A 21,312-nucleotide genomic window follows, 5' to 3' on the forward strand; every position below is an offset into this window, starting at 1 on the left:
CACATCGGGACGGTAGCGCGTGCTCAGCTCGTCCAGGACCACCCCAAAATCGGCGAGCGCCAGCTCACCCCGATCGTACCTGTCGCTCGCCAGCTTGACCTCGCCCTGCCAGTCGCTGAAGCGCCGACGCAGCGCCGGACGATCCTCCTCCGGCACGACATTGAGCACGACCTGGCGATACTCGGAGACCAGACGCTGCGCCTCGAAGGAGGGATTGGCCTGGGCCTTCTCGCTACCGAGCTTGCTCATCATCGCCTTGGCGACCTGGTCATTGGTGCGGGACCAGATGTCGACCACCTTGTTGTAGCGTTCGCCGTTGGTCACCAGACCCGAGGCATACTGCTCCTGGATCTCCTTGACCTCCGCCTCGGCGGCCGCAAGCAGTGAGCCCTTGTCCATCTTGGCGTCGTGCTCGTCGCGCGGCACCTCCATGTCGTCCAACCCGATCGAGACGCCCGCGCGGGTCGCCATGCGGAAGCCCAGATACATGACCTGGTCGGCGAAGACGACCGTATCCTTCAGCCCCAGACGGCGATAACAGGTGTTGATCAGGAGCGAGATCTGCTTCTTGCCCAGCGCGCGATCAACCAGCTCGAAGGGCAAACCATCCGGCACGATCGCGAATACCAGGGCGCGACCCACCGTCGTCTCCTTGATGCTGGTCACTTCGCGACACTCACCGTCCGCGCCCTTGATGACCTCGCGGATGCGCACCCGGCAACGGGCGTGCAGGTCGGCATGGCCGGTTTCGTAGGCGCGGCGCGCCTCGTCGATATCGGAGAAGAGACCGCCCTCGCCCCTCGCCTTGACCCGCTCGCGGGTCATGTAATAGAGCCCCAGCACCACGTCCTGCGAGGGCACGATGATGGGCTCGCCGTTGGCCGGCGAGAGAATGTTGTTGGAGGCCATCATGAGGGCTCGCGCCTCCAACTGGGCCTCCAGCGAGAGCGGCACATGGACCGCCATCTGGTCGCCGTCGAAGTCGGCGTTGAAGGCGGTACAGACCAGTGGGTGAAGCTGGATCGCCTTGCCCTCGATCAGCACCGGCTCGAACGCCTGGATGCCGAGACGATGCAGGGTCGGCGCGCGGTTGAGCATGACCGGATGCTCGCGGATGACCTCTTCGAGGATGTCCCAAACCTCCGGGGTGCCGCGCTCGACCATCTTCTTGGCGGCCTTGATGGTCGCCGCCAGGCCGCGCAGTTGCAGCTTGCTGAAGATGAAGGGCTTGAAAAGTTCGAGCGCCATGCGCTTGGGCAGGCCGCACTGGTGCAGCTTGAGGGTCGGGCCGACCACGATGACCGAACGGCCCGAGTAGTCGACACGCTTGCCGAGCAGGTTCTGACGGAAGCGCCCCTGCTTGCCCTTGATCATGTCGGCGAGCGACTTGAGCGGGCGCTTGTTGGTGCCGGTGATGGCGCGGCCGCGGCGACCGTTGTCGAGCAGGGCGTCGACCGACTCCTGAAGCATGCGCTTCTCGTTGCGCACGATGATGTCGGGCGCGACCAGATCCAGCAGCCGCTTGAGACGGTTGTTGCGGTTGATGACGCGCCGATAGAGATCGTTCAGGTCCGAGGTCGCGAAGCGCCCGCCGTCGAGCGGGACCAGCGGACGCAGCTCCGGCGGCAGCACCGGCAGAACGGTGAGGATCATCCACTCGGGCCGGTTGCCGGACGCGAGCAGGGACTCCATGAGCTTGAGCCGCTTGGAAAGCTTCTTGATCTTGGTCTCGGAGTTGGTGCCTTCGATCTCCTCGCGCATGCGCCGGATCTCGGCGGCCATGTCGATGGTGCGCAGCAACTCGTAGACGGCCTCGGCGCCCATGCGCGCGTCGAACTCGTCGCCATTGGCCTCCAATGCGTCCAGATACTGCTCGTCGTTGAGTAACTGGCCGCGCTCCAGCTCCTGGACCAGGCCCGGATCGATGACGACGAAGGACTCAAAGTAAAGAATGCGCTCGATGTCGCGCAGGGTCATGTCGAGCAGGAGACCGATGCGCGAGGGCAGCGACTTGAGGAACCAGATGTGGGCCACCGGGCTGGCCAGGTCAATATGACCCATGCGCTCGCGCCGAACCTTGGCCAGCGTCACCTCGACGCCGCACTTCTCGCACACCACGCCGCGATGCTTGAGCCGCTTGTACTTGCCGCAGATGCACTCGTAGTCGGTGATGGGACCGAAGATCTTGGCGCAGAAGAGACCGTCGCGCTCCGGTTTGAAGGTGCGGTAGTTGATGGTCTCGGGCTTCTTGACCTCGCCATAGGACCAGGAACGGATCATCTCGGGGGAGGCAAGTCCGATCTTGATCGCGTCGAATTCGAGTGCCTGGCCCTGTTGCTTGATGATTTTCAATAGATCTTTCAAGATCTTAGTCTCCTGCCTGGGATAACCGGCTAAGCGCTAGCCCTGCGTTTCGCGGGCAGCCACAGTGCCCGCGAACGGCTTCTTTACTGAGTCGAACGCACGTCGGACGGACGTCAGTCCTGCTGAAGCTCGATGTTGATGGCAAGCGATCGAATCTCCTTGACCAACACATTGAAGGACTCGGGCATGCCGGCCTCCATCCGATGGTCGCCATCCACGATGTTCTTGTACATCTTGGTGCGCCCATTGACGTCGTCGGACTTGACCGTGAGCATCTCCTGCAAGGTGTAGGAGGCACCGTAAGCCTCCAGCGCCCAGACCTCCATCTCACCGAAGCGCTGACCGCCGAACTGCGCCTTTCCGCCCAGCGGCTGCTGGGTGACCAGGCTGTAGGGACCGGTCGAGCGGGCGTGCATCTTGTCGTCGACCAGATGGTTCAGCTTGATCATGTACATATAACCGACGGTCACCGGCCGCTCGAACTCGTCACCGGTGCGACCATCGAAGAGGATGGTCTGGCCGCTGGGGATACCCTGGTCGGCGTTATCCCGATCGGCGAGCTTGAGCATCGCCTTGATCTCTTCCTCGGTCGCGCCGTCGAACACCGGTGTCGCCAGCGGCACTCCGCGAACGAGGTTGCGGGACAGTTCCAGGATCTCCTCGTCGGTGAAGCTCGCCAGATCCTCCTGCTTGCCGCTGCGGTTGTAGATCTGGTCCAGGAAGTCGCGCAGCTCGCCGATCGCCGCCTGCTGCTGGAGCATCCGGCCGATCTTGACGCCGAGCCCATTGGCCGCCCAGCCCAGATGGGTCTCGAGCACCTGCCCCACGTTCATGCGCGAAGGCACGCCCAGGGGGTTGAGCACGATATCGACCGGCACGCCATCGGCCGAGAAGGGCATGTCCTCGACCGGCACGACCTTGGAGATGACGCCCTTGTTGCCGTGCCGACCGGCCATCTTGTCGCCCGGCTGGATGCGACGCTTCACCGCCACGTAGACCTTGACCATCTTGAGCACGCCGGGGGCCAGATCGTCACCGCTCGAGATCTTGCGTTTCTTGACCTCGTAGCGCTCGCGGAATTCCTCGCGCTGCTGCTTGACCTGGGCGGCGACCGCCTCGAGTTGGGTGGCGATCTCCTCGTCGCGCATGCGGATCTCGAACCAGCCGTCGCGCGACCCCCGCGACTTGAGTGAATCCAGATATTCCCTGGTCACCTCGGAGCCGGGCCTGAAACCGCTCGGACCACCGTCCGCGATCCGGCCGATCAGCATCCGCTCGACGCGATGGAAGGTGTCGTTCTCCATGATGCGCTGCTGATCGGCGAAGTCCTTGCGGACACGGTCGAGTTCCATCTCCTCGATCTGCATGGCGCGCTTGTCCTTCTCGACGCCATCGCGCGTGAAGACCTGGACATCGACCACGGTCCCGTTCATGCCAGTGGGCAGACGCAGGGACGTATCCTTAACGTCCGAGGCCTTCTCGCCGAAGATGGCCCGCAACAGCTTCTCTTCCGGGGTCAGTTGGGTCTCGCCCTTGGGCGTGACCTTGCCGACCAGGATGTCGCCGTCGCGCACCTCGGCGCCGACATAGACGATGCCGGACTCGTCGAGCTTGGACAGCGCCGACTCGCCGACATTGGGGATGTCGCCAGTGATCTCCTCCGGGCCGAGCTTGGTGTCGCGCGCCAGGCAGGCCAGTTCCTCAATGTGGATGGTGGTGAAACGGTCCTCCTGGACCACCCGCTCCGAGATGAGGATGGAGTCCTCGAAGTTGTAACCGTTCCAGGGCATGAAGGCGACGCGCAGGTTCTGCCCCAGCGCCAGTTCGCCCATGTCGGTGGAAGGCCCATCGGCGAGCACGTCATCCACGGCGATGACCTCGCCCGGCTTGACCAGCGGACGCTGATTGATACAGGTGTTCTGGTTCGAACGCGTGTATTTGGTCAGGTTATAAATGTCGACGCCCGGCACGCCCGGCACCGCCTCGTCGTCATTGACGCGCACCACGATGCGCGCGGCGTCCACCGATTCGATGACGCCACCACGACGCGCCACCACGCAGACGCCCGAGTCCTTGGCGACCACGCGCTCCATGCCGGTGCCGACCAGCGGCTTCTCGGCGCGCAGGGTCGGCACCGCCTGACGCTGCATGTTCGATCCCATGAGGGCGCGGTTGGCGTCGTCGTGCTCCAGGAAGGGAATCAGCGAGGCCGCGACCGAGACGATCTGGCGCGGCGAGACGTCCATGTACTGAACCTCCTCCGGAACCCGCATGGCGAACTCGTTCGCATGCCGGCAGGAGACCAGGGCGTCCATGAGCCGACCATCCGGATCCAGGGTGGCATTGGCCTGCGCGATGACGAAGTTCCCCTCCTCGATCGCGGACAGGTAGTGGATCTCGGTGGTGACCTTGCCGCCCTCGGCCTTGCGATACGGGGTCTCCAGGAAACCGTAGGAGTTGGTCCGGGCATAGACGGCCAGCGAGTTGATCAGGCCGATGTTCGGGCCTTCAGGGGTCTCGATCGGACAGACGCGGCCATAGTGGGTCGGATGCACGTCGCGCACCTCGAACCCGGCACGCTCGCGCGCCAGACCGCCTGGACCCAGGGCCGAGACGCGACGCTTGTGGGTCACCTCGGAGAGCGGATTGTTCTGGTCCATGAACTGCGAGAGCTGACTGGAGCCGAAGAACTCCTTGATCGCGGCCGAGACGGGCTTGGCGTTGATCAGTTCCTGGGGCATCAGTCCCTCGGACTCGGCGAGCGACAGACGCTCCTTCACGGCGCGCTCGACGCGCACCAGGCCCACGCGGAACTGATTCTCGGCCATCTCGCCGACGCAGCGGATACGACGATTGCCCAGGTGATCGATGTCGTCCACCGTGCCGCGGCCATTGCGCAGCTCGACCAGGATCTTCATGGCATCGATGATGTCCGACGTCTCCTCTCCGTGCTCGGCGAACAGCGACTTGGAGAACTCGTCGGTTCGGCCACGGAAATAGCGACCGTCGTAAACAACACCCGGGCCTTCCTCGGACGGACGGCCGAGACGACGGTTGAACTTCATCCGGCCGACCGCTGACAGATCGTAACGGTCGGGGGTGAAGAACAGATTGTGGAACAGATTCTGGGCGGCCTCCTTGGTCGGCGGCTCGCCGGGGCGCATCATCCGGTAGATCTCGACCTGGGCCTCCAGATCGCTGGTCGTGGGATCGATGCGCAGGGTCTCCGAGATATAGGGCCCCTGATCGAGGTCGTTGACGAACAGGGTCTCCAGGGTCTCGACACCCTTGCGGAACAGGGTATCCAGGATCTCCGGGGTGATTGGATCGTTGGCCTCGGCGAAGACCTCGCCGGTATCGGCGTCGATCTGGGCATGCGCCAGGATCCGGCCGATCAGGAACTCAGCGGGCACCTCAAGACGCTCGACGCCGGCCTTCTGAAGCTCGCGAATGTGGCGCGCGGTCACGCGACGCCCGGATTCCACCAACACCTCGTCACCGATCTTGACGTCGAAACCGACGGTCTCGCCGCGCAGACGCTCGGGCACCAGATCCAGGGTCACGTTCTGGCCCTGGAGTCGAAAGACGTCGGTCTCGAAGAAACGCGACAGGATGTCGTCCACGCCATAGCCCAGCGCGCGCAGCAGCACCGTCGCCGGCAATTTGCGCCGACGGTCGATGCGCACGAAGACGTTGTCCTTGGGATCGAACTCGAAGTCGAGCCAGGAGCCCCGATAGGGAATGACGCGCGCCGAGAACAGCAGCTTGCCCGAGGAGTGGGTCTTGCCCTTGTCGTGATCGAAGAAGACACCCGGCGAGCGGTGCAACTGCGAGACGATGACACGCTCGGTGCCGTTGATGATGAAGGTGCCGGTGCCGGTCATGAGCGGGAGTTCGCCCATGTAGACTTCCTGCTCGCGGATGTCCTTGACGACCTTGGAGCCGGCCGGGGCCTCCTTGTCGTAGATCACCAGGCGCAGCAGCACGCGCAGGGGCGCGGCGAAGGTCGCGCCACGCAGATGACACTCACGCTCGTCGAACACCGGCTCGCCCAGCCGATACTTCACGTATTCGAGGACGGCGTTGCCCGAGTAGCTCTCGATGGGGAACACGGACTTGAAGGCCGCGTGCAGACCCATGTCCCGGCGGTCCTTGGCCGTGCGGTCCGCCTGCAGGAACTCATGGTAAGAGTCGATCTGCGTCGCCAGGAGGAACGGGACGTCCAGGATGCTGGGACGCTTGCCGAAGTCTTTGCGGATACGCTTCTTTTCGGTGAACGAATAGGCCATTATGCCTTCCCTCGAGGTGCTTGCGTGGGTCCCTGACGGGGCGTGAACACGGGTGCGGATTGCGGATGGCTTGGAACGGGTATCAAGGCGTGCCCCCGGTCAACGCCCGATGGGGCGCGAGACGCGAGACACGCGGTACAAGCGAGCCCGTCGAACCCAGCGAGCCCAACGGGAAAAGGCCGGCGGCTTTTCGCCGCCAGCCTGCCTGCTTGGTCGAAAAGGTAACGACGCAAGCGCCGTTACTTGATTTCGACCGTGGCGCCAGCCTCTTCGAGCTCTTTCTTGGCGGCCTCGGCCTCGGCCTTGGACACGGCTTCCTTCAGGGTGGTCGGAGCGCCTTCGACGGCATCCTTCGCTTCCTTCAGGCCAAGACCGGTCAGAGCGCGCACGGTCTTGATGACGTTCACCTTATTGGCGCCGAACGAGGCCAGGATCACGTCGAACTCGGTCTGTTCCTCGACCGGCGCGGCATCGGCGCCAGCAGGTGCGGCGGCAACCACCGCAGCGGCGGCGGTGACGCCGAACTTCTCTTCCATCGCGCTGATGAGGTCGACGACCTCGAGCACGGTCATGTTACCAATCGCTTCGAGGATCTCGTCTTTCGAAACGGCCATGGGCTTCTCCTGGAACTAAATACGGTTGATCGGGTTGCTGATGAATGGAAGACGCCGATCAGGCGGCTTCCTTGGCATCGCGAATCGCGGCGAGCGTGCGGACGAGTTTGCCCGGCACCTCGTTGATGGTCGCTGCGAGCTTCTGCACGGGAGCCTTCATGGTGGCCATGAGTAGGCTGATCGCCTGGTCGTAGGTCGGCATCTTCGCGAGATTACCGATCTCCGAGGGATCGAGCAGCTTGCCGCTCAGGGCAATCAGGCGCACCTGAAACTTGTCATGCTCCTTAGCGAACGCCTCCAGGACACGCGCCGCCGACCCCGGATCCGTCTGCGAAAACGCGAGAATCATCGGCCCGGTGAGGCCATCGCGCATGCAGGCAAAATCCGTGTCTTCCAGCGCGCGCCGTGCCAGGGTATTCTTGACCACTCGGACGTAGACACCGGCCTTGCGTGCTTCCACGCGCAGCTTGGTCATCTGCCCCACGGTCAAGCCCCGGTACTCGGCCCCGATGGCCGAATAGGCGCTCTTCGCAACTTCCGCGACTTCGGCGACGATTGCTTCTTTTTGCGCAAAATTCAGCGCCACTGTCGTCACCTCACTGAGATAAAAACCCGGCCTTGGCCGGGCGGCGAGCCTGCCGTCGGATCCCTCGACGGACAGAGTCACCGAGATCGTGCGCCTTCATCAGCTATCAACCTGATTCCGGAGCACCGTCTGCGCAGGCGATGTCGGCATTAAGTCCCGGCGGCCGTCTCCTTATGGACACCGGAACACCTGCGGTCTTTGACGGTCTCCAGCGGTTGCCGAGACCTCAAAGAAACCATCCAGGCGGCCGGCGCTGGGCGCCGGCCGCCACGGACTAAAAACTCAACGCGGAATGATCGACCGTCAGCCCAGGCCCCATGGTGCTGGAAACCGTGACCTTCTTCATGTAGATGCCCTTGGCGGCCGTGGGCTTCGCCTTCATGAGGCTGGTGAGCAAGGCTTCAAGGTTTTCCCGAAGCTTTTCCGGCTCGAAGTCGACCTTGCCGAGCGGGCAATGGATGATGCCCGCCTTGTCGGTGCGATAGCGGACCTGTCCAGCCTTCGCATTGCGAACCGCCTCCGCCACGTCCGGGGAAACCGTACCCACCTTGGGGTTCGGCATCAAACCGCGGGGGCCAAGGATTTTGCCGAGCTGTCCGACGATTCGCATGGCGTCGGGCGAGGCGATGACCACGTCATAATCGAGTTTGCCGGCCTTGACTTCCTCGGCCAGATCCTCGAAACCGACTCTGTCGGCGCCGGCTTCCAGCGCCGCCTCGGCGCCCGCGCCCTGCGCGAAAACCGCGACACGGACGGTCTTGCCAATCCCGTGCGGCAGCACGGTGGAGCCACGCACGACCTGATCCGACTTACGCGGATCCACGCCCAGATTCACGGACACATCGACACTTTCCGCGAACTTGACCGTCGAAACTTCCTTGAGCAGCACGAAGGCTTCGCCGGCTGGATAGACCTTACCCGACTCGATACGCTCGCGGATCGCACGGGCACGTTTCGTGAGTTGAGCCATCTTAATTCACCCCCTCGACATTCAGACCCATGGCGCGCGCGCTGCCCGCGATGGTACGCACGGCGGCATCCATATCGGCCGCGGTGAGGTCGGGCATCTTGAGCGTCGCAATCTGCTCGAGTTGCTCGCGCGTCACGACACCGACCTTGTTCGTGTTGGGATTGGGGCTGCCCTTGGCGAGCCCGACCGCCTTCTTGAGGAGGATGGACGCCGGCGGGGTCTTGGTAATAAAGGTGAAGCTACGATCCGAGTAGACGGTGATGACCACCGGGGTCGGCATTCCCTTCTCGAGTTCTTGCGTTCGAGCGTTGAACGTCTTGCAGAACTCCATGATATTGACGCCATGCTGACCAAGCGCGGGGCCGACCGGCGGGCTGGGAGTCGCCTCACCCGCCTTTACCTGCAGCTTGATGTAGGCATTGATTTTCTTTGCCACGATTGCTCTCCAATGGGTGCGAACGCCAGACGGCATTCGCCTGGCTCCCCGTGCATGGCCCCCGCAGGGGCGTTTCTTATAGAGACCGACCCGGAAACGGATTCGGCCAGAATCGATTCAGCGCCAATTCGGCGTCGACGGATGCGGATCCAACGGAACTCAGCCTTTCTCCACCTGGGAGAACTCAAGGTCGACCGGAGTCGAACGCCCGAAGATGAGGACGGACACCTTGACCCGGCTTTTGTCGTAGTCGACGTCCTCGACCACACCGTTGAAATCCGTGAAGGGACCATCGGTCACTCGCACCACCTCGCCCGGTTCGTACAGAACCTTCGGACGCGGCTTCTCACCACCTTCCTGAAGACGACGCAGGATGATTTCGGCTTGGGAATCCGGCACGGGCGCCGGCCTGTCGCCGGTTCCGCCAATGAAGCCCATGACCTTGGGAACACTTTTCACGAGATGCCAGGTCTCGTCGGTCAGCTCCATGTTGACCAGCACATAGCCGGGGAAGAACTTGCGTTCGCTTTTGCGCTGCTGACCGCCGCGCATCTCGACGACCTCTTCCGTGGGAACCAGAATCATCCCGAAGGAATCCTCAAGACCCGCGCGCTTGACGCGGTCTTCCAGCGAGCGCTTAACCTGCCCTTCGAAGCCCGAGTACGCATGGATAACGTACCAACGTTTGGACATTCTCAGCCCCCTTGGCCAGTCAAGAACCGCAAAATCGACATCAGGATCATGTCAAACAACCAGAGGACGATGCCGACGATCAGCACCATCACAACCACGACCAGTGTCGTTTGCAGGGTTTCTTGCCGCGAAGGCCAGACCACCTTGCGAACTTCCATCCGGGAATCAGAAGCGAACTGCCACAGCAACCTCCCCTTCTCCGTCTGGAAGGCAATGGCGGCGGCACCGGCTCCTATCACCAAGAGACCGATCACCCGCAGCAGGGTCGAGATGCCCGAGAAGTAATAGAAGGCAAGAATGCCACCAACCAGCAAGGAAACAGCGACAGCCAGCTTGACTACATCCAAGCTGGCGCCACGGGCCTCTACGCGTGAATTCATGAAATCGCCTGTTAACTAAGCGACGATAAAATGGCAGGCCAGGAGGGACTCGAACCCCCAACCTGCGGTTTTGGAGACCGCTGCTCTGCCAATTGAGCTACTGGCCTAAATCGGAACGACTTGCGATAAGCGGGGCCTGGGACGACCCCACATACCCGAGCCGTTGAACTACTCTACTCGATAACCTTGGAGACCACACCCGCGCCCACGGTCCGGCCGCCTTCGCGCACCGCGAACCGCAGACCCTCTTCCATGGCGATCGGCGCGATCAGCTTGATCGTCATCTTCACATTATCGCCCGGCATGACCATCTCGATGCCCTCGGGCAGCTCGCAGGCGCCCGTGACGTCGGTGGTGCGAAAATAAAACTGGGGACGGTAGCCGTTGAAGAAGGGGGTGTGTCGTCCGCCCTCTTCCTTGCTCAGCACGTATACCTCGGCCTCGAAATGGGTGTGCGGGGTGATCGAGCCGGGCTTGGCCAGCACCTGACCACGCTCGACGTCCTCGCGCTTGGTGCCGCGCAGCAGCGCGCCGATGTTGTCGCCCGCCTGACCCTGATCGAGCAGCTTGCGGAACATCTCGACGCCGGTGCAGATCGTCTTGACCGTGTCCTTGATCCCGATGATGGCGACTTCCTCGCCGACCTTGACGATGCCGCGCTCGACGCGACCCGTGACCACGGTGCCACGCCCGGAGATCGAGAACACGTCCTCGATCGGCATCAGGAAGGCGCCGTCGATGGCCCGAACCGGCTCGGGGATGTAGCTGTCGATGGCGTCCATCAGGCGGTCGATCGACTGGGTGCCGATCTCGGAGTCGACACCTTCCAGCGCGACCTTGGCCGAGCCGGTGACGATCGGGGTGTCGTCGCCCGGGAAGTCGTAGCTGGAGAGCAACTCGCGCACTTCCATCTCGACCAGTTCGAGCAGCTCGGCGTCGTCGACCATGTCGGCCTTGTTCAGATAGACGACGATGTAGGGCACGCCGACCTGACGCGAGAGCAGGATGTGCTCGCGGGTCTGGGGCATCGGGCCGTCGGCGGCGGATACCACCAAAATGGCTCCGTCCATCTGCGCCGCGCCGGTGATCATGTTCTTGACGTAGTCGGCGTGTCCAGGGCAGTCGACGTGGGCGTAGTGACGCTTGGTGGACTCGTACTCGACGTGCGCGGTGGCGATGGTGATGCCGCGCTCGCGCTCCTCGGGGGCGTTGTCGATCTGGTCGTACGCCCGCGCTACCCCACCAAACTTCTTCGCCTGATGCGTGGTGATCGCCGCCGTCAGCGTGGTCTTGCCGTGGTCGACGTGGCCAATCGTGCCGACGTTGACGTGTGGCTTGCTACGTTGGAACTTTTCTTTGGACATGAACGGCTCCCCGCATGTATCAAATCGACGGAACGCACCTCAGGGCACGCAAGACCTTAACATAAATTGGAGCCCATGACCGGAGTCGAACCGGTGACCTCACCCTTACCAAGGGTGTGCTCTACCAACTGAGCTACATGGGCTGAACAAACCTTCCACACGCAAGACTTGGAGCGGGTGATGGGAATCGAACCCACACCATCAGCTTGGAAGGCTGAGGTTCTACCATTGAACTACACCCGCGGGGCGTCAATTCACGCCAGAAACCCGCACAAGCCACAGGGCCACGACAAACATTGACCGACGATCCACGCTCGATGCAAATCACTTAAGCGGACCGGTCCACGCCAAAAGCCGCGCCCCGAAAACACCCTTGAAGTGGTGGAGGGGGGAGGATTCGAACCTCCGAAGGCTGAGCCGTCAGATTTACAGTCTGATCCCTTTGACCGCTCGGGAACCCCTCCAAACGAGCGGCGCAGTATAGAAGGCCGCGAAACCATCGTCAACCACTTCGTTGCACTCTGGGATCCGTCAGGAGCCAGCGCTCCGGCTCCGGAGCCGGCTCGCCACCCCAAAAGCTCTCATCCATCCGGGCGTCGCACGGCAAACCCAGGATCGGCGACTCTCAAGCTGATAACATTCCGTCTTCTATTCACACCCTATCGGCTTAACTCGAGAACCGAGAAATGGACGTAACGATTTTTGGCACGGGCTACGTCGGCCTGGTTACCGGGGCCTGTCTCGCGGAGGTTGGCAACAACGTTCTCTGCATCGACATAGATCCAAGGAAGATCGAGCTACTCAACAATGGCGGGATCCCAATCCACGAGCCCGGCCTGGACGAGCTGGTCCAGGCCAACCGCGCGGCGGGCCGGCTGAGCTTTTCAACCGACGCCGAGGCCGGCGTCAGGCACGGCCTGTTTCAGTTCATCGCCGTGGGCACCCCACCCGACGAGGACGGGTCCGCCGACCTCCAGTATGTGATCGCGGTCGCGCGCACCATCGCGGAACACATGGACTCCTATCGCATCCTGGTCGACAAGTCGACGGTGCCCGTGGGCACGGCCGACAAGGTGGCGGACAAGGTGCGCGAGACGCTGCAAGGCCGTGGACAGGCGGTGGAATTCGATGTCGTCTCCAATCCCGAGTTCCTCAAGGAAGGGGCCGCGATCGAGGACTTCATGCGCCCGGACCGCATCATCGTGGGCACCGACAACCCCAGAACGGCAGAGCTGTTGCGGGCGCTTTACGCCCCCTTCAACCGCAGCCATGACCGCCTCATGCTGATGGATGTGCGCTCGGCCGAGCTGACCAAATATGCCGCCAACGCCATGCTGGCGACCAAGATCAGCTTCATGAACGAGTTGTCCAACATCGCCGAGGCCGTGGGCGCCGACATCGAGAAGGTCCGTGTCGGCATCGGCTCGGATCCGCGCATCGGCTATCAGTTCATCTACCCTGGCTGCGGCTATGGCGGCTCCTGCTTCCCCAAGGATGTCCGGGCACTGGAACATACGGCACGCGACCTGGGTTACGAGGCCCAACTCCTGCAAGCGGTCGAAGCGGTGAATTTCCGCCAAAAGGACGTGCTCTTCACCAAGATCGAGGACTATTTCGGCGGGGAACTGGCGGGCAAAACCATCGCGATCTGGGGGCTCTCCTTCAAGCCCAACACGGATGACATGCGCGAGGCTTCCAGTCGAGTGTTGATGGAGTCGCTATGGGCGGCCGGGGCCAGGGTACAGGCCTACGACCCGGTCGCGATGGAGGAAACCCAGCGGATCTACGGCGAACGCCCCGATCTGATCCTGGCGCCAGAGGCCATGGCCGCGCTGGATGGAGCCGATGCCCTGGCGGTCCTGACCGAGTGGTCGCAATTCCGCAGCCCCAGCTTCGCCATCCTCAAGGCCAGGCTACGGGCCGCCGTCATTTTCGATGGCCGCAATATCCTCGACGGCCAGCTCGCCAAGGCGGCCGGCCTAACCTACATCTCCATCGGCCGAGCCCCCCTGAGCCCCGATTGAAACCGGCACCCCGGCCGGGAGCGCGCTCGACGCCCCCGGCCGTCCCGGTCAGAAGCGCCGACTCCAGCCGAGGCTGATCTCGTACTGCTCCATGTAGAGGCTACCCGATTGGGTCTGGGTTAGGGTTGGACTGGTTCCGTCGAAGGTCGCCTCCGGCATGTAGGCGAAGGACAGCGAGAACTCATCGGCCTTGGTCGCCTTGTAGGCCGCGCCCAGCGTCCAGTGCCAACGCACCGTCGCCGGGGAGAGGACATTGAAGAGACCCTGCCGATCCGACTTCAGAAAATCGGTGTTATAGCTCACGCCCGCCAGCAGGCTCAGACGATCGTTGGCGTCATAGCTCAGCCCCAGCTTGAGGATATCCATGCTCTCCCAGCCGAATCCAACGCCGCTGTTACCGCCGAGACAGTAGGAAGGCTTTGGACCGCCCCCCTGACAGGCCGTGAGATCCGCGTCGTTGGAGTTCGCGATCGAGTGGGTCTCGTCGTAGAAGATGTGCTGATAATCGAAGGCCAGCGTCAGATTCGGTTGAGCCCTATAAGACAGTCCCAGGTTGAACATCGCCGGGATATCGAAGGCGCCGCCGTCGGCGAACAGACCGGCGTAATCGTCGAATTTGGACATCCAGACCGTGGTTCTGTAGGAGGCACCCAAGGCAAGCTGGTCCGAGACCTGCCCGTACCAACCGAACTGAAGACCCGCCCCGTAACTCAAGTCCACCCCATTGTTGGTCACCTTGTCCGGCCGCAACGACATCTGCTTGAACGGCTCCAGTCCGGTCGCCTCGAAACGCTGGATCGCGAACACCGGGGCGATGCCAACGGACTGGCTTCCACCACCGAGTTTGACGGTATAGGGAATCTGGATGAAAAGCTGTTCGAGATTGATTCCGGTCGGCGTCGTGGCGCTATAGATACCATTCGGGTTGCCGTTGACCGTTCCCGCCACCGCCTCCGTGACCGGCGCCGGCTGCCCCGAGGAAAAATCGAAGAAGGGGCCGAAGCTACCGTCCGGATAGGCCCCTACGCGCTGATTGGGGTAAACGGAGAAATTCTCGAAGGGTGCCCGATCCTTGTAGCGCGTATTCATCCCTCCGTTACCGTAGACCGCGATACCGACGGTGCTGCGCTCATCGAGCTGCCGGTTGTAGCCAAAACTCGGAATCAGGAACCAATCATCACTGCTGTCGTATTCACCCGGCGTAACGAAACCACCCGCCGGCATGGTGAAATTGCCATTGGGCGACTGGACCTGCTGCGTCGCGTAATCGTTGTTCGCCGAGTATCCACGCGGCGATGGGCTGAACAAGGAAACGCTCGCATCGAAGCTGTTGCCGACAAAGGCCATGCCCGCCGGATTCGTGGCCGTGACCAGGGTATCCTGCGGCAAGGCCGTCGCGACACCCGCCATGGCCTTGGACCGGACACCCCAACCGTGGGCAAAGAAGCCATTGGTCGCGGAAGCCGTGACCGGAATCGCACTCGATGTCGCCAACGCGACAACCAGCACACGCCTGATGCTTGAATTCATGATTGGAATGTCCCCCTGCGGGTTTTTATGGGCTTATCAGCTCTTGTAATCATCGATCCAATCACGCGAATCCCTGTTGGATATCGCGCGACAAGAGCCTCGGCGGAATCCTCGAATGGTACCCGTCCAGGGCCAGACCGAGACATTGAAACAACCGTGGCATCTTTGATGCGATGTTCGACCGAGGAAGACATATTGTCAAAATGAATTCATATCAACAAATTCATTACATTAGAAATTTATAAAATACCGATAAATGGGCGCGAATACCGGAACGAAGCGCCCGCCTTATTCGACCTTGGGCGTCATCGGTCCGACGGCGGCGCGCCAATAGACCCGAAACCTCTAGGCATCACCCCACAACGGCACGAGACCAGGGAATCGAGGACGAGTGGATAAGCGGCAGGCGGTCAGGCGGAAAACCGATCGCTCGCCCGTGGCACGCTCGCCCGAAAGCCGGAAGGCTATCGCCTAACGGGGCCGGAAGCGGCTGACGGCCTTTTCCGGATGATGTAAGACTTGGAGAGCCGAAGGCTCGTGGGAGGCGCTAACGCTGGCTGTGCAGCTGATTCATGGCCGGCTGATAGCGGGAGACGACAAGATCGGGCAGAAGGCGCTCGGCGTCGTTCAGCGCATCACGGATGCGCCCGTCATCGTCGCGGGATGGACGCCCGAGGACATAGCCCGTCACCAGCGTTCGATCGCCTGGATGGGCGATGCCGATGCGCAGACGCCAGAAATCGCGAGAGCCCAGAGCGGCGATGGTATCGCGCAGACCATTGTGACCGGCATGGCCACCACCCTGTTTCAGGCGAATCACCCCAACGGGCAGGTCGAGTTCGTCGTGGGCCACCAGAATTTGCTCTGGGGCCACATCGAAGTAGCGCGCGACGGCCGCGACGGCCTGGCCGCTGCGATTCATGTAGGTGGAAGGCTTCAGCAAGCGGACATCGCATCCGCCAGCCGTGATCCGACAGAGTTCACCGTGGAACTTCGGCTCCAGCCGGAAGGGCTCGCGATAGGCACCCGCGACGGCCTCGGCGAACCAGAACCCGACGTTGTGGCGCGTCTGCTCGTACTGCGCCCCAGGATTTCCCAAACCCACGATCAGACGGATGCCGGTCTCTGCCATCGTCTCGGTCCATTCCGCGAAGAGGCGTCGGTGGTCGGCAAGAGCCCGTCTGGACATTGGTCCAGGATCCACCGACGGCGACCCAAGTAACCGGCGCGGGAGCGGCGCCAAACGACACCCGCCCCACGCCAATGGAGTTATCAGGCGCCCTCGCCTTCCTCTTCGTCCTCGCCACCGGCGTGCGCGCCATGGATCACGACCACGGGCTCGTCCGGATCCGGCGCATGCGCCAGCGTGACGCCGGTGGGCATGGGGATTTCAGACAGGTGAACGATACCGCCGATGTCCAGACCCGTCATGTCGATGCCGATGAACTCAGGCAGATCCTGGGGCAAGCAGAGGATCTCCACCTCGGTGAGATGGTGAGACACCTGACCACCCAGCTTGACACCCACGCTCTTCTCCTCGTTGAGGAAATGCAGGGGCACCGTCATGCGCAGCTTCTCGTCCTGGGAGACGCGCATGAAGTCGACATGCAGGATAAAGGGCTTGGCGGGATGCCGCTGCATGTCCTTCAAGACCACCTTGGTGACCTGATCGCCAAGCTTGAGATCGAGCACATGCGAGTAGAAAGCTTCGCTCTCCAGGTGCTTGAGCAGCTCGTTGTGCGAGACCGAGACCGTCTCGGGGTCTTGATGGGCACCATAGACGATGGCCGGGACCAGCCCCTCGCGGCGCAGGCGGCGGCTCGCACCCTTCCCTGCCGCCGCGCGAGGCTGGGCGTTGACGTCGAAATTTACGCTCATTGGCGTTCTCCAGTTAAACGGTTCTTGATACTTGTAAATGAATACGCCGGAATCCCGCGACCAGGATTCCGGCGCCATTGGCTTGGGGCCGCGCAAGGCCCCCTCATGGCTCGCGCGCGTCAGTCCACGAACAAGGAACTGACTGACTCCTCGTTCGAGACCCGGCGCATGGTTTCGGCCAGCAGTTCGCCGATGCTCAACTGCCGGATCTTTCCGCAGGCCTTGGCCGCCGGGGTCAGGGGAATCGTATTGGTGACCACCAGTTCGTCGAGCACCGAGCCCATGATATTGTCCACCGCCGGCCCGGACAGGACCGGATGGGTGCAGTAGGCCACCACCTGGCGCGCCCCATGATCCTTGAGAGCCTCCGCGGCCCGACACAGGGTACCGGCGGTGTCGACCAGGTCGTCGACGAGCACGCAGGAGCGTCCTTCCACATCGCCGATGATGTTCATCACCTGCGCCTCGTTGGCGCGCGGGCGACGCTTGTCGATGATCGCCAGATCCGCGTCGTCGAGCCGCTTGGCGAGCGCGCGCGCGCGCACCACGCCGCCGACATCGGGCGAGACCACCATGATGTCATCGTATTTCCGACGCCAGACATCCCCCAGGAGGATCGGCGAGGCATAGACGTTGTCGACCGGGATATCGAAGAAGCCCTGGATCTGGTCGGCGTGGAGATCCACGGTCAGCATGCGATCGGCGCCCGACTGACCGATCATCTTCGCGACCAGCCGGGCCGTGATCGGAACCCGGGCCGATCGTGGACGTCGATCCTGGCGGGCATAGCCGAAATAGGGCACGACGGCGGTGATGCGTTTGGCCGACGCCCAGCGCAGGGCATCGATCATCACCAGAAGCTCCATCAGATTGTCGTTCGTCGGCGCGCCGGTGGGCTGAACCACGAAGACATCGCGACCGCGGACGTTCTCCTGGATCTCGGCCATCACCTCGCCATCGCTGAACTGGCCGACGACGGCCTTGCCAAGGGGCAGACTCAGATGACTGGCGATTTCGGCGGACAGCTCCGGGTTCGAATTCCCGGAGAAGACCATTAGTTGGCTGGCAGGCATGGGTTCATTCCTGTCCGCGGGAACGCGAGATGAAGCTGGAGAATGGCTGGGGCGCCAGGATTCGAACCTGGGGATGCCGGGATCAAAACCCGGTGCCTTACCTCTTGGCGACGCCCCAAATGTGTGGATGACCGAAGCGACCTCGGGAACCGGCCCGAAGCCTAATCGCCCCCGGCCTGAAGCCCTTCTTGCAGCCGATCGAACAATGGCGAACGGTTCAGACCTTGGGCAACGAAACCGCGCATCCGTGCCGGCGATTGACGTAGCGCCTCCATCGCGCTTTCCTGATCGCCGAAAACGGCGAAAACGCAGGCACCCGTGCCCGTCAATCGACCACCACCCCAAGCCGAGAGCCATTCGAGTGCCACGTCGACGTCCGGATATCCGTGACGCACGACGGAGAGACAGTCGTTCGAGGCATCCCCGCTCAGGAAGTCCGCTAGTGTGATGACCTGTGAATCCCTTGTCAATTCAGGATGTGAAAAGACGTCTTTCGTCGACACGGCGCACGGCGGCGCCAGAATCAGATACCAGGGCTCCGGCAGCTCGACCGGAACCAACCGCTCACCGACGCCCTCGGCCCAGGCCGCCCGCCCTCGCACGAAGACAGGCACATCGGCGCCGAGCGGCAGCGCCAGCTCGGACAGGGCCTCCTCGTCCAGGCCGGTTCCCCAGAGGTGATTGAGGGCGACCAGCGTGGTGGCGGCATCGGAACTCCCGCCACCCAGTCCGCCACCCATGGGCAGATTCTTTTCACAGCGGATGTCGACGCCACTACGACAGCCCGTCGCCCGCTGGAGCGCGCGCGCGGCCCGGACCGTCAAGTCATCCCGCTCCTCGACGCCCTCGACCGGGGCGGGACGCCGGATCAAACCGTCATCCCGAACGTCGAACCAGAGGCGGTCGCAACGATCGATGAACTGAAAGACGGTTTGCAGCTCATGGTAACCGTCGGCGCGCCGACCAACGACGCGCAGCATCAGATTGAGCTTGGCCGGCGCGGGCCAGGCCAGGGCGGCATCCATGGCCATCACCCGCGCTTGCACGCTTTCGGCCAGACTCATCGGTCGCCCCCCTTCGGAACCGCCGGCGCCAGGCCATCGACACCAGACTCGGTCCTGGATACGCGGTAACGTCCGATGACCTCCCGCAGATACTCGTGCTCCGGGTACGCCTTGATCGCATCGTCCCAGACTGTCCAGGCCTCCGACCGTCGCTCCATCGCCCAGAGAACCTCGCCCAGGTGCGCGGCGACCTCGCCATCCTTGAGCTGGTCCTGGGCCTGGCGCAGGTACTCCAGCGCCTTCTCGAAATCGCCGAGCCGATAATGGACCCAACCCAGGCTGTCGAGGATCGCCGGCTCGTCGGGCTTCAGGACATGGGCGCGCTCGATCAGGACCAGCGCCTCCGCGTGGCGATCGGTCCGGTCGGCCAGGGTGTAGCCGAGCGCGTTCAAGGCGTCGGCGTGATTCGGATCGGAGTCGATGATCTGGCGCAGATCTCGCTCGCCCTGCTCGATGCGATCGCGCTTCATGGCGAACAGGCCGCGCGCGTACAGCAGCGTATCGTCGCCGGGGAAGAGGGCGAGCGCCGTGTCGTAGACGCTCATGGCCTCATCGGGCCGGCCGATCTCCTGGAGGATCTCGGACTCCACCATGAAGAGCGGGATCGCGTTGTCGGGAGAGCGATCCCGCAGTCGCTGGAGGATTTCACGCGCCTGCGCCACCTCGCCCGTCTTGGCGCGCAGGAAGGCCATGCGTACTTGCGCGTCGTCGAGGTTCGCGCCATCCACCTTCCCGTACCAGTCGAGCGCCGATTTGGTATCCGCGGCGCGTTCGGCGGTCTGACCAAGATAGAAAGCCGCCTCGTCCTTGCGCTCGCCGGTGTCGTAGAGACGACCGAAATGGAGACGGGCGCCTTCCAGATCGTCGAGTTGCAAAGATAGGATACCGACCGCGAAGAGTACATCGGGCGCCTTCGGCTGATTGCGCAGCAGGCGCTCGAAGACCGAGCGCGCGCTCGTGAACTCCTGCTCCTCGACCAGAAACTGGCCATAGAGCATGCGCAGGGCCTGGTCGTCCGGACTGGCGTCGACGAAGCCTTCAAGCAGGGATCGAGCCTCCGCGCGCTGACCATCCGACAGCAGCAGCCGGACCAGGAAGAGCCGGGGGGCGTTCCACTCGGGCCGCAACTCCAGCGCGCGCCGCGCCGCCTGTTCGGCGACATCCGTTCGCGAGGAACTGGCCGCCACCATCGCGAGCGATTGACGCGCCTCCGCGCTTTCGGGAAAGCGATCGACCAGGGCCTCCATCATGGAGACGCGATCATCCGGACTCGGCAGGCGCGCGATGATGGCCGCCGCCTTCGCGAAGGCCGTCTCCACCCCTTCGTCGGAAAGCTCGACCAGGCGCTGGAGATGATCCAACGCCCCGTCACGATCCTCAACCTTGATGCGCAGAAAGGCCGCTACCTGATAGGCGGCGGGCGAGTCTGGAGCGATCGCGAGCCAGAGCCGGATGCCCCGGGCGGCCGCTTCGTCGTCGTCGCCGCTGATGGCCGCGCGCACGGCCAGTTCCGCCATCCGCTCGGAGCGGGTCAGCTCGGCCGCTTCCAGGTAATGGGTGAAGGCGGTCGCCATGTCGCCCCGCCGTCCCGCGATCTCGCCGACCAGCACGGCATAGATCTGATCCGGCGCGAGCCCAGTGACCGGCACCGGGACCGCCGCCGCGGGCGCCGATTGAGCGCCGCCCGCGGGGCTCTCGGGCGGTGGCGAGGCGGGCTCGGTGAGGGCCGAGGCCAATCCGACCTGGAGAAGCAGACCGGCCAGAAGACCAACCGATCCTAGGCGCGAAGATAAAGAAGGCATGACTTGGAGTCCGAAAGTAGCTGCGACGATGACCGACCTTGAATCTGGGATTTCAGTATACCCAAGTGGTTCCGTTGGCTTGAAGCGCCGTGACGACGCCCACCAGTCACGGGGGCGCCAGATGACGCGGGAACCATTGAGTCAAAAAAATTGGTAACATTAGCCTGTTTTGCATCTCATGGGTGCGTCATTGAAGTCAAGGCGGCGCGGGTCGACACGGGACTCGCGCCGAGTCCAGCACCGTC

Annotated in this window: 15 protein-coding genes, 5 tRNA genes and 1 pseudogene; 1 reads left to right on the forward strand and 20 read right to left on the reverse strand. The window is 63.0% G+C overall.

Annotated elements, in window-relative coordinates:
- Positions 1-222: 222 nt before the first annotated feature.
- From rpoC to CKO27_RS01495, 13 genes and pseudogenes are all read right to left on the reverse strand, one after another.
- Positions 223-2,364, reverse strand: a pseudogene (gene rpoC, locus CKO27_RS25120) (DNA-directed RNA polymerase subunit beta'); the annotation flags it as partial.
- A gap of 113 nt (positions 2,365-2,477) precedes the next feature.
- On the reverse strand, positions 2,478-6,653 hold the full coding sequence (gene rpoB / locus CKO27_RS01440) for a DNA-directed RNA polymerase subunit beta (RefSeq protein WP_200373059.1): 4,176 nt from the start codon (positions 6,651-6,653) through the stop codon (positions 2,478-2,480).
- Between the two features lie 239 nt (positions 6,654-6,892).
- Positions 6,893-7,267 (reverse strand): 50S ribosomal protein L7/L12, encoded by a 375-nt coding sequence (gene rplL / locus CKO27_RS01445; protein WP_200373061.1) that lies wholly within the window; start codon positions 7,265-7,267, stop codon positions 6,893-6,895.
- 58 nt (positions 7,268-7,325) lie between these two features.
- A complete protein-coding gene (rplJ, locus tag CKO27_RS01450) occupies positions 7,326-7,853 on the reverse strand; it encodes a 50S ribosomal protein L10 (RefSeq protein ID WP_200373257.1) in 528 nt (175 codons plus the stop codon).
- A 274-nt stretch (positions 7,854-8,127) separates the two neighbouring features.
- The gene (gene rplA, locus CKO27_RS01455) at positions 8,128-8,823 is read right to left on the reverse strand and encodes a 50S ribosomal protein L1 (RefSeq protein WP_200373063.1); all 696 of its coding nucleotides are present in this window, start codon (positions 8,821-8,823) and stop codon (positions 8,128-8,130) included.
- Between the two features lies 1 nt (position 8,824).
- The gene (gene rplK / locus CKO27_RS01460; protein WP_200373065.1) at positions 8,825-9,259 is read right to left on the reverse strand and encodes a 50S ribosomal protein L11; all 435 of its coding nucleotides are present in this window, start codon (positions 9,257-9,259) and stop codon (positions 8,825-8,827) included.
- A 159-nt stretch (positions 9,260-9,418) separates the two neighbouring features.
- Positions 9,419-9,952: a transcription termination/antitermination protein NusG gene (gene nusG / locus CKO27_RS01465; protein WP_200373067.1), complete on the reverse strand. Its 534-nt coding sequence runs from the start codon at positions 9,950-9,952 to the stop codon at positions 9,419-9,421.
- Between the two features lie 2 nt (positions 9,953-9,954).
- Positions 9,955-10,332 (reverse strand): preprotein translocase subunit SecE, encoded by a 378-nt coding sequence (secE, locus tag CKO27_RS01470; RefSeq protein WP_200373069.1) that lies wholly within the window; start codon positions 10,330-10,332, stop codon positions 9,955-9,957.
- A gap of 31 nt (positions 10,333-10,363) precedes the next feature.
- A tRNA-Trp gene (locus tag CKO27_RS01475) sits at positions 10,364-10,439 on the reverse strand.
- A 66-nt stretch (positions 10,440-10,505) separates the two neighbouring features.
- Positions 10,506-11,696, reverse strand: coding sequence for an elongation factor Tu (gene tuf, locus CKO27_RS01480; protein ID WP_200373049.1), 1,191 nt, complete (start codon positions 11,694-11,696; stop codon positions 10,506-10,508).
- Positions 11,697-11,763: 67 nt separating this feature from the next.
- A tRNA-Thr gene (locus tag CKO27_RS01485) sits at positions 11,764-11,839 on the reverse strand.
- Between the two features lie 26 nt (positions 11,840-11,865).
- Positions 11,866-11,939, reverse strand: a tRNA-Gly gene (locus CKO27_RS01490).
- 136 nt (positions 11,940-12,075) lie between these two features.
- Positions 12,076-12,160, reverse strand: a tRNA-Tyr gene (locus tag CKO27_RS01495).
- Positions 12,161-12,382: 222 nt separating this feature from the next.
- Between CKO27_RS01495 and CKO27_RS01500 the strand changes: the two genes are divergently transcribed.
- Entirely contained in the window at positions 12,383-13,720 is a 1,338-nt protein-coding gene (locus CKO27_RS01500; RefSeq protein ID WP_200373071.1) for a UDP-glucose dehydrogenase family protein, read from the forward strand.
- 48 nt (positions 13,721-13,768) lie between these two features.
- Here the strand turns inward: CKO27_RS01500 and CKO27_RS01505 are convergent, their stop codons facing one another.
- From CKO27_RS01505 to CKO27_RS01535, 7 genes are all read right to left on the reverse strand, one after another.
- The gene (locus tag CKO27_RS01505; RefSeq protein WP_200373072.1) at positions 13,769-15,250 is read right to left on the reverse strand and encodes an OmpP1/FadL family transporter; all 1,482 of its coding nucleotides are present in this window, start codon (positions 15,248-15,250) and stop codon (positions 13,769-13,771) included.
- Positions 15,251-15,797: 547 nt separating this feature from the next.
- Positions 15,798-16,382, reverse strand: coding sequence for an aminoacyl-tRNA hydrolase (pth, locus tag CKO27_RS01510; RefSeq protein WP_200373258.1), 585 nt, complete (start codon positions 16,380-16,382; stop codon positions 15,798-15,800).
- 140 nt (positions 16,383-16,522) lie between these two features.
- Positions 16,523-17,128 (reverse strand): 50S ribosomal protein L25/general stress protein Ctc, encoded by a 606-nt coding sequence (locus CKO27_RS01515; protein WP_200373073.1) that lies wholly within the window; start codon positions 17,126-17,128, stop codon positions 16,523-16,525.
- 119 nt (positions 17,129-17,247) lie between these two features.
- Positions 17,248-18,201, reverse strand: a complete 954-nt coding sequence (locus tag CKO27_RS01520) for a ribose-phosphate diphosphokinase (protein WP_200373074.1) — start codon at positions 18,199-18,201, stop codon at positions 17,248-17,250.
- 43 nt (positions 18,202-18,244) lie between these two features.
- Positions 18,245-18,319: transfer RNA gene (locus CKO27_RS01525), tRNA-Gln, on the reverse strand.
- A 43-nt stretch (positions 18,320-18,362) separates the two neighbouring features.
- A complete protein-coding gene (ispE, locus tag CKO27_RS01530; RefSeq protein ID WP_242470673.1) occupies positions 18,363-19,265 on the reverse strand; it encodes a 4-(cytidine 5'-diphospho)-2-C-methyl-D-erythritol kinase in 903 nt (300 codons plus the stop codon).
- Positions 19,262-21,067 carry a tetratricopeptide repeat protein gene (locus CKO27_RS01535; RefSeq protein ID WP_200373075.1) on the reverse strand — a complete coding sequence of 602 codons (1,806 nt, stop codon included), beginning with the start codon at positions 21,065-21,067 and terminating at the stop codon, positions 19,262-19,264. The genes ispE and CKO27_RS01535 overlap by 4 nt, the downstream gene beginning before the upstream one ends.
- Positions 21,068-21,312: the final 245 nt, after the last annotated feature.

The organism is Thiocystis violacea (assembly GCF_016583575.1).
In the GTDB taxonomy this organism is placed as follows: domain Bacteria; phylum Pseudomonadota; class Gammaproteobacteria; order Chromatiales; family Chromatiaceae; genus Thiocystis; species Thiocystis violacea.

Excerpts from the sequence above, each read along its gene's own strand:
- rpoB (WP_200373059.1), bottom strand. The coding sequence starts at position 6,653 with ATGGCCTATTCGTTCACCGAAAAGAAGCGTATCCGCAAAGACTTCGGC.
- rplL (WP_200373061.1), bottom strand. The coding sequence starts at position 7,267 with ATGGCCGTTTCGAAAGACGAGATCCTCGAAGCGATTGGTAACATGACC.
- rplA (WP_200373063.1), bottom strand. The coding sequence starts at position 8,823 with ATGGCTCAACTCACGAAACGTGCCCGTGCGATCCGCGAGCGTATCGAG.
- nusG (WP_200373067.1), bottom strand. The coding sequence starts at position 9,952 with ATGTCCAAACGTTGGTACGTTATCCATGCGTACTCGGGCTTCGAAGGG.
- secE (WP_200373069.1), bottom strand. The coding sequence starts at position 10,332 with ATGAATTCACGCGTAGAGGCCCGTGGCGCCAGCTTGGATGTAGTCAAG.
- tuf (WP_200373049.1), bottom strand. The coding sequence starts at position 11,696 with ATGTCCAAAGAAAAGTTCCAACGTAGCAAGCCACACGTCAACGTCGGC.
- CKO27_RS01500 (WP_200373071.1), top strand. The coding sequence starts at position 12,383 with ATGGACGTAACGATTTTTGGCACGGGCTACGTCGGCCTGGTTACCGGG.
- CKO27_RS01505 (WP_200373072.1), bottom strand. The coding sequence starts at position 15,250 with ATGAATTCAAGCATCAGGCGTGTGCTGGTTGTCGCGTTGGCGACATCG.
- pth (WP_200373258.1), bottom strand. The coding sequence starts at position 16,382 with ATGGCAGAGACCGGCATCCGTCTGATCGTGGGTTTGGGAAATCCTGGG.
- CKO27_RS01515 (WP_200373073.1), bottom strand. The coding sequence starts at position 17,128 with ATGAGCGTAAATTTCGACGTCAACGCCCAGCCTCGCGCGGCGGCAGGG.
- CKO27_RS01520 (WP_200373074.1), bottom strand. The coding sequence starts at position 18,201 with ATGCCTGCCAGCCAACTAATGGTCTTCTCCGGGAATTCGAACCCGGAG.
- ispE (WP_242470673.1), bottom strand. The coding sequence starts at position 19,265 with ATGAGTCTGGCCGAAAGCGTGCAAGCGCGGGTGATGGCCATGGATGCC.
- CKO27_RS01535 (WP_200373075.1), bottom strand. The coding sequence starts at position 21,067 with ATGCCTTCTTTATCTTCGCGCCTAGGATCGGTTGGTCTTCTGGCCGGT.